At 61.6% G+C, this 15,098-nt stretch carries 10 protein-coding genes; 4 read left to right on the top strand and 6 right to left on the bottom strand.

The features are described from left to right. Positions 1-66 precede the first annotated feature (66 nt). The gene (locus tag AC1Q6D_RS20620) at positions 67-807 is read right to left on the bottom strand and encodes a tetratricopeptide repeat protein (RefSeq protein ID WP_371919900.1); all 741 of its coding nucleotides are present in this window, start codon (positions 805-807) and stop codon (positions 67-69) included. Positions 808-864: 57 nt separating this feature from the next. Continuing rightward, positions 865-1,545 (bottom strand): Fe2+-dependent dioxygenase, encoded by a 681-nt coding sequence (locus tag AC1Q6D_RS20615; protein WP_047537568.1) that lies wholly within the window; start codon positions 1,543-1,545, stop codon positions 865-867. Between the two features lie 207 nt (positions 1,546-1,752). On the opposite strand from AC1Q6D_RS20615, the gene AC1Q6D_RS20610 reads away from it, so the two are divergent. Next, positions 1,753-4,071 carry a TonB-dependent receptor gene (locus AC1Q6D_RS20610; RefSeq protein ID WP_103404018.1) on the top strand — a complete coding sequence of 773 codons (2,319 nt, stop codon included), beginning with the start codon at positions 1,753-1,755 and terminating at the stop codon, positions 4,069-4,071. A 248-nt stretch (positions 4,072-4,319) separates the two neighbouring features. Then, the gene (locus AC1Q6D_RS20605) at positions 4,320-6,848 is read left to right on the top strand and encodes a PepSY domain-containing protein (RefSeq protein ID WP_103404019.1); all 2,529 of its coding nucleotides are present in this window, start codon (positions 4,320-4,322) and stop codon (positions 6,846-6,848) included. A gap of 125 nt (positions 6,849-6,973) precedes the next feature. On the opposite strand, the gene AC1Q6D_RS20600 is transcribed toward AC1Q6D_RS20605, so the two are convergent. Genes AC1Q6D_RS20600 through ptsP form a run of 3 tightly spaced genes read right to left on the bottom strand, consistent with a single transcriptional unit; the run spans position 6,974 to position 12,527 of the window. After that, entirely contained in the window at positions 6,974-8,713 is a 1,740-nt protein-coding gene (locus AC1Q6D_RS20600) for a PTS fructose-like transporter subunit IIB (RefSeq protein WP_103404020.1), read from the bottom strand. Positions 8,714-8,724: 11 nt separating this feature from the next. Next, on the bottom strand, positions 8,725-9,666 hold the full coding sequence (gene pfkB, locus AC1Q6D_RS20595; RefSeq protein WP_047537557.1) for a 1-phosphofructokinase: 942 nt from the start codon (positions 9,664-9,666) through the stop codon (positions 8,725-8,727). Further along, positions 9,666-12,527, bottom strand: coding sequence for a phosphoenolpyruvate--protein phosphotransferase (gene ptsP / locus AC1Q6D_RS20590; RefSeq protein ID WP_103404021.1), 2,862 nt, complete (start codon positions 12,525-12,527; stop codon positions 9,666-9,668). Before ptsP ends, pfkB begins: the two co-directional genes overlap by 1 nt. Before the next feature lie 292 nt (positions 12,528-12,819). On the opposite strand from ptsP, the gene cra reads away from it, so the two are divergent. Next, positions 12,820-13,815 carry a catabolite repressor/activator gene (gene cra, locus AC1Q6D_RS20585; RefSeq protein ID WP_103404022.1) on the top strand — a complete coding sequence of 332 codons (996 nt, stop codon included), beginning with the start codon at positions 12,820-12,822 and terminating at the stop codon, positions 13,813-13,815. A gap of 3 nt (positions 13,816-13,818) precedes the next feature. Next, entirely contained in the window at positions 13,819-14,595 is a 777-nt protein-coding gene (locus tag AC1Q6D_RS20580; protein ID WP_103404023.1) for a TatD family hydrolase, read from the top strand. Here AC1Q6D_RS20580 and AC1Q6D_RS20575 read toward each other — a convergent pair whose 3' ends face one another. Beyond that, entirely contained in the window at positions 14,596-14,985 is a 390-nt protein-coding gene (locus AC1Q6D_RS20575) for a hypothetical protein (protein ID WP_103404024.1), read from the bottom strand. It abuts the gene before it with no gap. Positions 14,986-15,098: the final 113 nt, after the last annotated feature.

Raw genomic sequence — 15,098 nt, 5'->3', positions numbered from 1 at the left:
GCCGACCAGGACAATGCGAGCGAAAAAGCAAACCGTGCTTTTTCGCTCCACCTGGATGGCAACTTCCTATTGAAGAGAACTCATCACTCCAGCCTCGGCTCTGAGCGCCTCGTCTTCCAGGTGAGCAGCGCGTTGCCGGTAGTCCTGCGCCAACGCCCGGAGTTGCGGATGAGAAGCCTGCAACAGCGTTCGGCTACTGACGCGCAGGAAGTTCAGATTGCCGGCGGCCAACGCCCGGTGCAGCCACAACAATGCCTCCTCGACTCTCCCGTCGTCCGCCAGAACGGACGCATAACTGAATTGCCCCCGAAAATCCCCGCCTTCGGCAGAACGTCGATACCACTCAAATGCCGCTGCCGAGTCAGCCGGGCAGTGCTGGCCTTCCTCGAGGTAGCGCCCCAACAGGTTCATCGATTTGGCGTGCCCGAGTTCGGCGGCACGCTGATACAGCTTCAGCGCCTGTGCTTGATCCTCGATGACCCCACGCCCGGTCGCCAGCAGATTGGCGTAGTTGTACATCGCCCAATCCAGCCCACCCTCGGCGGCCTGACGATAATGTCTGGCAGCGATAGCAGCATCGGCCGTGCAACCCCAGCCATGTTCATGGCATCGACCGAGCATATTGCGCGCCATCAGATGTCCGCCTTGGGCGGCGATCCCGAACCAGCGCACCGCCAGTGACTGATCCCGGGCGATGCCCCGGCCCTCCAGCAGAATCTGTCCCAGCAAGGCCTGCGCATCGAGAAGCCCTGCACGGGCGGCAAGCAGAATCGCCTGGGCGGCACGGGCCGGGCTTTCATCGAGCATGGCGTTGAGCGCATCAGTGTCGAGAATCTCTTCGCGGTGCGACCTGAAATCCAGCACTTACACCTCGACCCAGCGGCGCAACAGGTTGTGATAGGTGCCAGTCAGGCGGATCAGCGAAGGGTGGTCGGGCAGGTCCTGGGTCAGTTGGCGAATCGCGCCATCCATTTCAAACAGCAACGCACGCTGGCTGTCTTCGCGCACCAGGCTTTGGGTCCAGAAAAAAGAAGCGTAGCGGGCACCGCGAGTGACCGCATTGACCTTGTGCAGGCTGGTGCCGGGGTACAGCACCATGTCACCGGCCGGCAACTTCACGCGCTGGGTGCCGTAGGTGTCCTGGATTTCCAGTTCGCCGCCGTCGTAATCGGCTGGCTCGCTGAAAAACACCGTTGCCGACAGATCTGTTCGTACCCGCTCAATGCTGCCCTTGGGTTGACGCACCGCGTTGTCGATATGGAAATCGAAACTGCCACCGGCCGTGTAACAGTTCAGCAACGGAGGAAAGACTTTGTGCGGTAGCGCGGCAGACATGAACTGCGGATTTTTCCACAGCCGCTCCAGCATCGCCGCGCCGATCTCCTTGGCCAACGGATGGCCTTCCGGCAATTGCAGATTGTGCTTGGCCTTGGCTGACTGGTAACCGGCGGTGATTTTGCCGTCCGCCCAATCGGCCTGCTCCAGAGCCTCGCGAATGCGCTGCACTTCTTCTTTTTCGAACAAGCCGGGGATGTGCAGCAACATGGGCAAGGCACCAGAAAGCAAAGGGGTGCCAATGGTATTGATTCTTATTGCCTGTGTAAAACCCGCCAGACGAATGAAACGGTAAAAACCGTAAGGGTAAATTGTAAAGAATGTAAATTCAGTGCGAATAGTAATGTTTCGCAATTGATACGAATACGTATTTACCCTATATTCCGCCGCCTCAAATCCTTGGGGAGGGGAATAAAAATGTCACGCCAACAACCACAGCTACCTGTCAGTTCACCGCGTCTACTCGCCTCTGCGATTGGCATGGCGATCACCGCCGGCTCCGCGGGCCACATGGTATTCGCGGCTGAAAAGACCGACGAGAAAGCACCGAGCAACACCATCTCCCTCGGTGCAACCGCTATCACCGGCGAAGCGCAAGACCAGACCTCCTACAACGTCGAAAAAGCCTCCTCGCCCAAGTACACCGCGCCGCTGGTGGACACACCGCGCTCGATCACAGTGATCCCGCAGCAAGTGCTCAAGGACACCGGCGCCATGAACATGCAGGACGCGCTGCGTACCGTTCCCGGCATCACCTTCGGTGCCGGTGAAGGCGGCAACCCACAAGGCGACCGTCCGTTCATTCGTGGTTTCGATGCCCAAGGCGATACTTACCTGGACGGCGTGCGCGATACCGGTTCGCAGAGCCGGGAGATCTTCGCCGTCGAATCGATCGAAGTCAGCAAAGGACCGAACTCGGCCATTGGCGGCCGTGGCGCTGCCGGCGGCAGCATCAACCTGGTGAGCAAAAAAGCGCACCTGGGCGATTCGTTCGACGGTGGATTTACCTGGGGTTCTGACCAGACCCAGCGTTACACCATGGACGGCAACTATCAGTTCTCCGACACCGCCGCTGGCCGTCTGAACCTGATGAGCCATGAAAGCAACGTCGCCGGCCGCGACAGCGTCGATTACGATCGCTGGGGCGTCGCTCCGTCGCTGGCCTTTGGCCTGGGCACCGATACCCGGGTCAATCTCGACTACTACCATCTGGAAAGTAACGACACGCCGGACTCGGGTATCCCCTACTCCATTCCGACTGCAGGCTCCGCTGCCCGCACCAAGTCCAACCCGGACAAACCAAACGACGGCGGCGACAGCAGCAATTTCTACGGCCTGGACAACCGCGATTTCCGCAAGGGCCGCACCGACACCGCGACCATCGCCATCGAGCACGACCTGAACGACGCGCTGACCGTCAAGAACACCCTGCGCCACGGCACCAGCATGCAGGACTACATCCTGACCCAGCCGGACGACAGCAAGGGCAACGTCAACAACGGCAGCGTCTGGCGTCGTGCCAACACCCGCGTGAGCAACACCGAGACGACCACGAACCAGACCGATCTGTTCGGCGATTTCCATATCGCCGGGTTCAAGAACAGTTTCGCCACCGGCATCGAGTTCTCCCACGAGGAGAACCGGAAATCCTCGTACAACGTCAACACCGATACCACCCCGGCAACAGCCGCCGCGACCACCAATTGCAGTCCTGCGTTGATTGGTCCTCGCAGCGGATACAACTGTACTTCGCTGGCAAACCCGATCCCGAGCGATCCGTGGAACGGTGCCATCTCGCGCAACTACGCCGGCACCGACACCAAGGCCGACACCTATGCGTTGTACGCGTTCGATACGCTTGAGCTGTCCGAACAATGGCTGGTGAACATGGGCCTGCGTTACGACCATTTCGACACGAGCTACAAAACCTACACCAACGCCGGCACCACCACCTCCAAGGGCGACGACGTCAGTGAGTTCGTGACCGGTCAATTCGGTGTGGTCTACAAACCGGCGCAGAACGGCAGCATCTATGCGTCGTACGCGACGTCCGCCACCCCACCGGGCACGACCCTCGGCGACGGTCAGGAAGGCAACCCGCTGGGCGGCACGCCTGATCGCAACGGCAACCTGCTGAGCAGCGACATGGAGCCGGAAACCACCAAGAACTACGAAATCGGCACCAAGTGGGATCTGATGAATGATCGTCTGTCGCTGACCGCCGATATCTTCCGCACCGAGAAGGAAAACGCCCGGGTACAGACCAACACCACGTCCTATGAAAACGTCGGCAAAACCCGCGTTCAAGGTGTTGAACTGTCGGCTACCGGCAAAATCACCGACAAATGGCAGGTCTTCGCCGGTTACGCCTACATGGACAGCGAACAGATCGATGGCGGTCCGCTGGGCAAGGCCAACGATGGCAACGAACTGCCTAACACGCCGAAAAACAGCGCCAGCCTCTGGACGACCTATCAGGTCACGCCGAAGCTGACCATCGGCGGCGGCGCGTTCTACGTCGATGACGTGTTCGGCAGCGTGGCCAACACCACCATGGTCGATTCCTACGTTCGTTACGATGCAATGGCCGCCTACAAGCTGACCAAAAACATCGACCTGCAACTGAACGTGCAGAACCTGACCGACGAAACCTACTACGACAAGGCCTTCTCGACTCACTTCGCCAACCAGGCGGCGGGCCGTACGGCGTTGCTGAGCACCAACTTCCACTTCTGATACGCGACCTCTGTAGGAGCGAGCCTGCTCGCGATGGTCGCCAACGATGACGCGGTTAACCTGACGCCCCGCATCGTTCTGGAGTTCATCGCGAGCAGGCTCGCTCCTACAGGAGGGTGAAGGCCGAAACCGCGCCTGGCCCCGTTCATCCAGATGAACGGGGCTTTTGCGTGTAAAAAAGAATGCTTCTCGACAACCCACGGCATAATGCGCGCCGTGATGACTTTTGAACGAACAAGGCGAGCGACGTGTTGAAGAAAACCCTGTTCCAGTTGCACTGGTTTTTTGGCATCAGCGCCGGACTCGTCCTGGCCCTGATGGGCATCACCGGGGCGACGGTATCGTTTCAGGATGAAATCCTGTATGCGCTGAACCCATCGGTCTTGCAGGTCCATAAGCAGGTCGCCGGGGTGCTGCCGCCCGCCGAACTGGTGGAGAAAATCGAAGCGGCCACGGGTAACAAAGTGGCGGGGCTCTCGGTCGACATCGACAGCGGCATTGCCGCGAAAGTGTTCTTCACACCGCCACCGGGCCAACGTCGCGGACCGATGCGTTACTTCGATCCTTACACCGCCGAGCTGCTGGGCGACGCCACTGGCCAGGACTTCTTCGGCCTGATGCTGCAATTGCACCGTTTCCTCGCCATGGGCGATACCGGTCGGCAAATCACCGGGGCCTGTACGTTGATCCTGGTGTTCTTCTGCCTCTCCGGCCTGTACTTGCGCTGGCCCCGCCAATGGAAAAGCTGGCGCGCCTGGCTGACCCTCGACTGGAAGAAAAAAGGTCGCAGCTTCAACTGGGACCTGCACTCGGTCGCCGGCACCTGGTGCCTGGTGTTTTACCTCCTGGCCGCCTTGACCGGGTTGTCCTGGTCCTACGAGTGGTACAACAAGGGCCTGACCCGTTTGCTCTCCGATTCGCCGCAGAACGAGCGCGTTCGCGGTGGTCGTGGCCCGGCGCCCGGCGGTCCGGCGCCGACGGCCGATTATTCGGCCATGTGGCTGAGTATCTATAGCGCTGCCGGTCCCGACCTGAGCTTCTATAACACGCGCATGCCGCCCGTCGCCGGGCAACCGGCGACCGTGTTCTACCTGTTGAAAAACTCACCCCATGACCGCGCGCTGAACCAGATCACCCTCGATCCGGTCACCGGCGAAATCAAACGGCACGAGCGCTACAGCGACAAAAGCTTCAAGGCGCAATTGCTGACCAGCCTCTATGCGCTGCACGTCGGTAGCTACTTCGGCATCGTCGGGCGGATCATCCTGACAATCACCGCCCTGAGCATGCCGCTGTTTTTCGTCACGGGCTGGCTGTTGTACCTCGATCGTCGCCGCAAAAAACGCCAGATCAAAGACGCCCGTAAAGACCTCGCCCAACCCGGTGGCGAGGCCCCGGCGTGGCTGATCAGTTTCGCCAGCCAAAGTGGCTTTGCCGAGCAACTGGCCTGGCAGACGGCCGGCCAATTACAAGCGGCCGGCCTGCCAGTGAAAGTGCTACCGCTGGCGACGGTCAGCGAGCAGGACCTGCGGAGTTCGAACAACGCGCTGTTCGTGGTCAGCACCTTCGGCGACGGCCAGGCACCGGACAGCGCCCGTGGTTTTGAACGCAAGGTGCTGGGGCGAGCGTCGAGCCTGGAGAGCTTGAACTACGCGGTGCTCGGTCTCGGCGACCGACAGTATCAGCACTTCTGCGGCTTCGCCCGGCGCCTGCACACCTGGCTGGGCGAACACGGCGGCAAGACCCTGTTCGCCCCGGTGGAAGTCGACAGCGGCGACCCTTACGCCTTGCGTCACTGGCAGCAACAACTGGGGCTGCTGACCGGACAAGCACCGGTCGATACCTGGCAAGCGCCGAGCTATGACAACTGGCCGCTGGTTCGTCGCGAGTTGCTCAACCCGGACAGCAGCGGCTCGCCCGTGTACTTGCTGGGCCTCAAACCGCCCACCACCAGCAGTTGGCTGGCAGGCGATCTGGTGGAAGTGTTACCGCGCAATGGCTCCTGGGCGATCGAGCATTTCCTCGACGGCATGGGGATTGACGGTCGCGCCACGATTGAATTCGATGGCCGGTCGCAGCCGCTGGAGCAAGCCCTCGCCAGCCGCCAACTGCCGGCGAATCGTGCGCATCTGGTCGGTTTGCATGCCCAGGCGCTGGTGGATGCGCTGGTGCCTTTGGCCCTGCGCGAATACTCCATTGCCTCGATTGCCGCCGATGGCGTACTGGAGCTGATCGTTCGCCAGGAACTGCACCCCGATGGCAGCCTGGGCGTCGGCTCCGGCTGGTTGACCGAACACGCGCCGGTGGGCAGCACCATCAGCCTGCGTGTGCGCCGCAACAGTGGTTTCCATCTGCCGTCAGACCCCGTGCCCATGATCCTGCTGGGCAACGGCACCGGGCTGGCCGGGCTGCGCAGCCTGCTCAAAGCGCGGATTGCCGACGGCCAACAACGTCACTGGCTGCTGTTCGGCGAGCGCAATCGGGAACACGACTATCTGTGTCGCGACGAGTTGGAAGAGTGGTTGATTTCGGGTGATCTGCAGCGCCTGGACCTGGCGTTCTCGCGGGATCAGGTAGAGAAAATCTACGTACAGGATCGCCTGCGCGAATCAGCCGCCGAGCTGAAGAAGTGGCTGGCGGATGGTGCAGTGATTTATATCTGCGGCAGCTTGCAGGGCATGGCTTCGGGAGTCGATAACGTGCTCATCGATGTGCTCGGCGCTGCCGAAGTGGAACGCCTGATCGAACAGGACCGCTACCGCCGCGACGTTTACTGACGCGGCACAAACCCCCTGTAGGAGCGAGCCTGCTCGCGATGAACTCAAAGACACCGCGGGCTATCAGATTCCCCGCGTTATCGTTGACCACCATCGCGAGCAGGCTCGCTCCTACAGGGTGGGGATCAGGCGCTGACGGGCTCGATCGCCAACTCCGTCACCTCAGGCCGCTTGACCAGCGCATACACCACCGCCGTCAACAAACTCCCCGCCACGATCGCCAGCAAATACAGCAACGCATGGTTGATCGCATTCGGGATGGCCAGCACGAACAATCCACCGTGGGGCGCCATCAGCTTGCAGCCGAAGTACATCGACAACGCGCCGGTCAGCGCACCACCGGCGATGCTCGCCGGAATCACCCGCAACGGGTCCTTGGCAGCGAACGGAATCGCCCCTTCGGAGATGAAGCACAATCCCAGCACCAGCGCCGCTTTACCCGCCTCGCGCTCGGTCTGGGCAAACTTGCGCCGGGCGATGAACGTGGCAATGCCCAGGCCAATCGGCGGCACCATGCCGGCCGCCATGGTCGCAGCCATCGGTGCATAACTCTGCGAGGCCAGCAGCCCGACCGAGAACGCATAGGCCGCCTTGTTGATCGGCCCGCCAAGATCGACGCACATCATTCCGCCCAGCAACACGCCCAGCAGGATCGCATTGGTGGTGCCCATGCTGTCGAGGAAATGCGTGAGCCCTTCGAGCATCCCGGCCACGGGTTTGCCGACCACGTAGATCATCACCAGGCCCGTGAACAGACTGGCCAGCAACGGGATGATCAGGATCGGCTTGAGCGCTTCAAGGCTTTGCGGCAAACGCGCATAACGATTGATCGCCTGGGCGGCGTAGCCGGCGAGGAAACCGGCAATGATCCCGCCAATAAAACCGGCACCGAGGGAGCTCGCCAGCAACCCGCCGATCATCCCCGGCGCCAGACCCGGACGGTCGGCGATGGAGTAAGCGATATAACCCGCCAGCAACGGCACCATCAGCTTGAACGCGGTCTCGCCGCCGATCTGCATCAAAGCCGCCGCCAAGGTGCCGGGTTCCTTGAACGCGGTGATGCCAAACACGAACGACAGGGCAATCATCAGACCGCCCGCCACCACCATCGGCAACATGAACGACACGCCGGTCAGCAGGTGTTTGTAGATGCCGGTCTTCTCTGCCTTGACCGGGCCATTGGCGCCGCTGGCGGTGCTTTCCTGCGTGCCTTCGGCCAGCGCTTTGTTCAGCGTGGCTTCGGCCTGTTTGAGGGCAATGCCGGTGCCGCAGCGATAGATTTTCTTGCCGGCGAAACGCTCGGTGGCAACTTCGATATCGCAAGCCAGCAGTACCACGTCGGCCTCGGCGATGGCTTGCGCACTCAGCGGGTTGCGCGCGCCAACAGAACCCTGGGTTTCCACTTGCAGGTCGTAACCCAGGCGCTTGGCCGCTTGCTGCAAGGCTTCGGCGGCCATGAACGTGTGGGCGACGCCGGTCGGGCATGCCGTGATCGCGACCAGGCGCGGTGCGTTTTTGCTCACTGCAACCGGTGCTGCGACGGTTTCAGGTGCGACGTACAACCGGGCCTCTTCGGCGCCACGGCGCAACACCGCCTCGACGTCCTGCAGGGCTTGCGCCGGAGTACTGTGGAACACCCGCTTGCCGACGAATCGCGACATGTCCACCGGGGCGCTGGTCACCAGCAGTACCCACTCGGCGGCCTCGATCGTCGCCGCCGACAATTGCCGTTCAGGATGCGCCGCGTCGTTCACTTCGACACTGGTGCTCCAGCCCTGACGCTGGGCCGCTGCATCCAGCAGACGAGCGCACAGCACACTGGTGACCATGCCGTTCGGGCAGGCAGTAACAATGGCTAATTTCATGACCAACCCTCTTATTGTTCTGTCAGGGGACGTACGCGCACACCCTGTTCGAGCTGCGCCAGTTGCGCCGCGTCGCTGATACCGAAACCGATCTGCGTGACGGCCATCGCGGCAATTGCCGTGGCGCGGCGCAAGGTCTGCTCAGGCAGGTCGGCGCTGACCAGGCCGTGGAGCATCCCCGCCAGCAACGAGTCGCCCGCGCCCACCGTACTGGCGACGCTGACTTTAGGTGGTGTGGCGTGCAGCGCCGAACCGACGCTGAACCAGTTCACGCCATCGGCGCCGTGGGAAATCACCACATGCTCGACACCCTGCGCGTGCAAACGATTCGCCGCTGCGGCCTGCGCGGTGACAGATACCACCTCGCAACCCAGCACTTCAGCCAGCTCTTCTGTGTTCGGCTTGATCAGCCATGGACCGGCCTTGAGCCCGGCCCGCAAGGCGTCGCCGCTGGTGTCGAGCGCGACCTTCAGACCGAGTTCTTTCAAGCGCAGGATCAACGCCTGCAACCATTGCGGACTCACGCCCTGAGGCAGGCTGCCGGCGACGACGACGGCGTCATGCCCCGGAGCGATCCGGTCAAGACGATCAAGCAACGCCTGCTGGGCCGTTGCGCTGACCTGCGGCCCCGGGCCATTGATGTCGGTGATGCGACCATCGCTTTCCGCCAGTTTGATATTGCTGCGGGTCTCCCCCGGCACGCGGATAAACCCATCGACAAAATTCCGTTTGGCGAACAGGGTTTCGAACGCTTGCAGATTGTCTTCACCGAGAAATCCGCTGACCGTCAGTTGGTGCCCGAGGTCCGCCAATACCTGCGCCACGTTCAACCCTTTGCCGGCGGCATGGGTGTGCATGACGTCACTGCGATTGACCTGACCCGGTTCCAGGCGCGGCAACTGGACGGTGAGGTCCAGCGCCGGGTTGAGGGTCAAGGTTAAGATCCTGGCCATTACAGGGCCTCCACTAATGCGCGCACTTCGTTGGCGCTGCCCACGGCGAGCGCCGCTTGGGCAAGGGTTTGGGTCTGGCTCAGGCTGAGTTCACGGATTCGCGCCTTGACCTCGGGAATGCTGCGCCCCGACACGCTCAACTCGTCCACTCCGAGCCCCACCAGCACCGGCACCGCCAGCGGGTCGGCCGCCAGTTCACCGCAGACACCGACCCACTTGCCATGGGCATGGGCGGCGCGCACGGTGATGTCGATCAGTTGCAATACCGCCGGATGCAGGCCATCGGCCTGGGCCGACAAGGTCGGATGACCACGGTCGATGGCCAGGGTGTATTGGGTCAGGTCGTTGGTGCCGACGCTGAAGAAGTCCACCTCTTTGGCCAACACCGGCGCCAGCAATGCCGCCGACGGCACTTCGATCATGATCCCCAGTTGCAGGTCCGCGACCGGGATTTCCAGACGCAGGCGTTCGGTCATGTCCCGGGCCTGGCGCCACTCATCGACGCTGCCGACCATCGGGAACATGATCCGCAGCGGACGGTTGTCGGCTGCTCGCAGCAAGGCGCGTAACTGCGCCTCCATGATGTGTGGCCGTTGCAGGGTCAGGCGAATGCCACGAACACCGAGGAACGGGTTTTCTTCCTTGGCGATCGGCCAATAGGGCAGCGGTTTGTCGCCGCCGACATCCAGGGTACGCACCACCAGGGGTCGACCCGCCAGGCCATCGAGGACACGCCGGTATTCGACTTCCTGGGTCGCCTCGTCCGGTGCTTGCGAGTGCGCCATGAAAATCAGTTCGGTACGCAACAGGCCAATGCCTTCGGCCCCCTGCTCCACCGCACCGGTCACGCCAGCGCTTTCACCGATGTTGGCGAACACTTCGACCGCATGGCCGTCGCGGGTCAAGGCGGGTTGATGGCGCTGTTCAGCGGCCACCTTCAATCGTTGTTCACGGGTGTCGCGTTCTTCAGTGGCCCGTTGCAGCGTTGCGGCATCGGCATCCACGTGCAGGCGACCGCGTTGGCCATCGATCAGTAACGGCGTGCCCGGCGCCAGCAGCAACACGGCCGGACCGGCACCGACCAACGCCGGAATACCGAGCGCTCGGGCCACGATCGCACTGTGGGCAGTCGCGCCGCCGCGGGCGGTGAGGATGCCGGCCACGCGAGTGGGGTCCAGACGCGCGACGTCGGATGGACCGACTTCGTCCATCACCAGAATGTACGGTTGCTCGGGTTCGCTCGGGGTTTCGATCCCGCAGAGCGTCGACAACACCCGACGACCGATATCGCGCAAATCGGCAGCGCGTTCGGCAAGCAAGGCGTCCTGCAGCGCTTCCTGTTGCCGGGCCGCCGCTTCGACCACCGACATCCACGCCGCTTCGGCGCTTTCGCCCTGTTTGAGACGGGTGTCGACTTCATCGGTCAATTCCGGGTCGTCGAGCATCTCCTGGTGGGTGACGAAAATCTCGCGAATGGCCTTGGCCTTGCTGCGTTCGATCAAACCACCGATGTCGCGCCGCACATCCGCCAGCGCCTGCTTGAGCCGATCGCGTTCGATGGCGGCGGACTCACCGCGCAGCGGGTACTCGATGGCTTGCAGCACTTGAATATGCGCCGGGCCGATGGCGATTCCCGGCGCGGCGGCGATGGCCTGAATCACGCTACCGGACGCCGGGGCGAGCAGTACCTGGGCCGCCTCGACAATTTCTTCACGCGGCTGGCTGACGGGCGGCAGCGGCTCGATTTCTTCACCGAGGCCTTCTTCGATGGCAGCCAACAACGCAGGCAGCGCATCGGCGGCGATGCTCGGCTCGGCGATGATTTCCAGCACCTGACCACGACGGGCGCCGAGGCTGAGCAGCTTGCTGAGGCTCTTGACCGACACCGCGCTGTCCTGACCATCGACGATGCGGATGCGAATTTCACCTTCAAAACTCTTTGCCAGTTGCGCGAGGATTTTCGCCGGCCGTGCATGCAAACCGTGGGCATTGGCCAGCGCGATCCGCGTACTCGGCCAGTCCGCCGGCAGTTCACCGCCGAGCACTTCAAGCACCGCGCGGCAGCTGGTGGCACGGCCCAATTCATGGCCGCGACCTTCAATCAATAATGCGCACAGTCGTTCCAGCAACGCTTGATGGGCCTCACCCAGGCTGGCCAGGCAAAACAACCCGTTCAGCGGCTGACCGAGGTAACGCAGCGGTTTGTCCGGGGTCACGAACGCCAGACCGGGGCGCTTGACTGTTTGCTCACTGTGCAGCCACCACAGGCCATCGCCCAGTGGCAGTGCTTCGACCTGTTGCAACACGGCGGAGAAACCGTTGCTGACGCAGTCGGCCTGACGCAACAAACGCGCACCGCGCCAGACCAGCTCTTCAAAATCTTCGGCTGCCACACCCAGGCCGATCATTTGCGCATCCAGCGCCAATTCTTGCGGCGCACCTTGCAGCAGTTTCAGCAGGGCCTCGGCGGAACTGGCGCGGCGCAGGGCCTGGCCCAGATCGGTCTCGCCGAGGGCGCGGGTCAGTAGTTGTAGCAGGCGCAGGTGTTCATCGGACTTGGCGGCGATGCCAATGGCCAGGTAGACGATCTGCCCGTCGCCCCAGTCAACGCCATCGGGAAACTGCATCAGGCGCACACCCGTGGTGAATACCTGATCGCGGGTTTCCGGGGTGCCGTGGGGGATGGCGATACCTTGACCGAGAAAGGTCGAGCCCTGGGCTTCACGCGCCTGAAGGCCAGCGAGATAACCCTCGGCAACCAGACCATCGGTAACCAGATGCCGGGCCAGCAACTGCAAGGCTGCGGACTTATCCAAAGCCGACTGGCCCATGGATATCTGCTCTATGGTGAGCTCGAGCATGCTTTCTCCTTTTGGCACCTGTTGGCACCAGGTATTGTTTTGATTGATTCAGCTTAGGCGCTTGTCCTGCGACAGTCTTCAGCGGTTTCGTGGCAGAACCGGCCAAAGGCGCCCATAACGTAGAAAATACGCTTGCTGAATCGTTTAATCTAGATTGATTGGCACGTTACTCGATAATGGCCCATCCTTGAAGTCCAACTTGTCGGCTGCGTGAAGGCGGGATCGCCTGCGTGAATCGGTTAGGATTGGCAAAATTGTCGAGGCAAGCTCGAAAAAACAAGGAAATCCCGGGTTGAAACTCAGTGATATTGCCCAGTTGGCCGGTGTGTCCGTTACCACCGCCAGCTACGTCATCAATGGCAAGGCCGAACAGCAACGCATCAGTAGCGCTACCGTCGAACGTGTACGCGCAGTCGTCGAGCAACATGGCTTCACGCCCAATCCCCAGGCCGCCGGTCTGCGCAGTCGGCACACCCGTACCCTGGGGTTCATTTTGCCGGATCTGGAAAACCCCAGTTACGCGCGAATCGCCAAACTGCTGGAACAAGGCGCACGCGCTCGCGGCTATCAGCTGCTGATCGCCAGTTCCGACGACGCACCAGACAGCGAGCGCCAATTGCTGAAGCTGTTCCGCGCCCGCCGCTGCGATGCCCTGATCGTTGCCAGTTGCCTGCCACCGGGCGATGACAGCTATCGCCAATTGCAAGCCAAGGGGATTCCTATCATCGCGATCGACCGTGTCATGGAGCCTGAACACTTCTGCTCGGTGATCAGCGACGACCGCGAAGCCAGCCTGCAATTGACCCGCAGCCTGCTGGACCCGTTGCCCAAGCAAATCGCCTTGATCGGTGCCCGCCCGGAACTGAGCATCAGCCAGGAACGTACCGCCGGTTTCAAAGAGGCCTTGATAGGTTTCGACGGCGAGGTGCTGGTCGAACAGGGCGAATCCTTCAGCCGCGAATGCGGCAAACAACTGATGGAAGAATTACTCCAGCGTGTAGGGCATTTACCCGAAGCGCTGGTGACCACGTCCTATGTGCTGTTGCAGGGCGTGTTCGATGCCTTGCACGACTTCCCGCTGAAAAACCGCCCGTTGCGCCTCGGCACTTTCGGCGACACTCAGTTGTTGGATTTCCTGCCTCTGCCGGTCAATGCCATGGCCCAGCAACATCAGCTGATTGCCGACAAGGCCCTCGCACTGGCCCTGGCCGCCATCGAGCAGTCCGATTACCAACCCGGCGTGCAGGCCATCCCGCGCACCTTCAAGCAGCGTATCCGCCAGGACTGAAACGTGGAGCTGATCGACAGCCACACCCATCTGGACTTTCCCGATTTCGACAAGGATCGTCAGGCGCTGCTGCTCGAAAGCCGCGCCCTCGGGGTGCGACGGATGGTGGTGCTGGGGGTATATCAGGGCAATTGGCAGCGCGTCTGGGATCTGGTGCTAAGCGATCCCGACCTGCATGCCGCGTTCGGCCTGCATCCCGTGTATCTGGACGATCATCAGCCCGATGATTTACGCGAACTCGGTGAGTGGCTGACCCGTCTGGCCGGTCACCGACAGTTGTGCGCAGTGGGCGAGATTGGCCTGGATTACTTCATCGAAACCCTCGACCGCGAACGCCAGCAAGCGTTGTTCGACGCACAACTGCAACTGGCCGCGGATTTCAATCTGCCGGCACTGATCCATGTGCGACGCAGTCATGCGGCGGTCATTGCCACGCTCAAGCGGTTTCGCCTGCCACGCGCGGGCATCATCCACGCCTTCGCCGGCAGCAAGGAAGAGGCGCGCGAATACATCAAGCTCGGTTACAAACTCGGCCTGGGCGGCGCCGCGACCTGGCCCCAAGCGCTGCGCATGCACCGTGTCCTCGCCGAGCTGCCGCTAGAATCAGTGGTCCTGGAAACCGACTCACCGGACATGGCACCCGCCATGTACCCCGGTCAACGCAACAGCCCGGCCCACTTGCCCGCCATTTGCGCGGCACTGGCCGGCATCATGGCGATCAGCCCCGAGCGATTGGCGGCGGTCAGCACGGCCAATGCCTGTGAGTTGTTCAACTGGTAATCAGTCGGCGTGAGCCTTGGCGGCCTCAAGAATCAATGTCATGTGCTGACGCTGACGGGCAAAGCGCATGGCGATGAAGTAGACGAAAATCGCCAGCAGCGAGAAATTGAGCTGTTCCAGAACGCTGATCATGCCAAGCCACTCCAGCACCAGCGCCACCAGTAAAGCGGTGCAAATCATCACCAGCAGGCTCGCCTTCAGCATGGCCAGGGAATCCAGCGACTTGAAGCGCTTGATTTGTTTCGGGTCGTTCAGTTCCAAGGCTTTTCGGCAATGTGTGCATCTGAACGCTTCGTTGATTGCAATGGCGTTGATCTGCCAGGACTCAAGCAGCGATGTTCGCTGGCAATGGGCGCAGCGTCCCTGGATTCCAAGGGTTGCAACAGGCATAGAAAGGCCTCCTCCGTGTGGGCACTGAAATGAATCTCCGTTCATTGAAGTTGAAATACAGGAACATGGAGAAAAACAGCAAGGTTCTTACGAAATTTGAGAAAGGTATTACA

Source organism: Pseudomonas sp. MT92, from assembly GCF_058792515.1.
Note: the sequence above shows the minus strand (reverse complement) of the source record. Positions and strands in the feature narration are given on the sequence as shown.

What these genes read in the sequence shown, in the direction of transcription:
- AC1Q6D_RS20620 (WP_371919900.1), bottom strand. Translation starts at nt 807, where the DNA reads ATGCTCGATGAAAGCCCGGCCCGTGCCGCCCAGGCGATTCTGCTTGCC.
- AC1Q6D_RS20615 (WP_047537568.1), bottom strand. Translation starts at nt 1,545, where the DNA reads ATGTTGCTGCACATCCCCGGCTTGTTCGAAAAAGAAGAAGTGCAGCGC.
- AC1Q6D_RS20610 (WP_103404018.1), top strand. Translation starts at nt 1,753, where the DNA reads ATGTCACGCCAACAACCACAGCTACCTGTCAGTTCACCGCGTCTACTC.
- AC1Q6D_RS20600 (WP_103404020.1), bottom strand. Translation starts at nt 8,713, where the DNA reads ATGAAATTAGCCATTGTTACTGCCTGCCCGAACGGCATGGTCACCAGT.
- pfkB (WP_047537557.1), bottom strand. Translation starts at nt 9,666, where the DNA reads ATGGCCAGGATCTTAACCTTGACCCTCAACCCGGCGCTGGACCTCACC.
- ptsP (WP_103404021.1), bottom strand. Translation starts at nt 12,527, where the DNA reads ATGCTCGAGCTCACCATAGAGCAGATATCCATGGGCCAGTCGGCTTTG.
- AC1Q6D_RS20575 (WP_103404024.1), bottom strand. Translation starts at nt 14,985, where the DNA reads ATGCCTGTTGCAACCCTTGGAATCCAGGGACGCTGCGCCCATTGCCAG.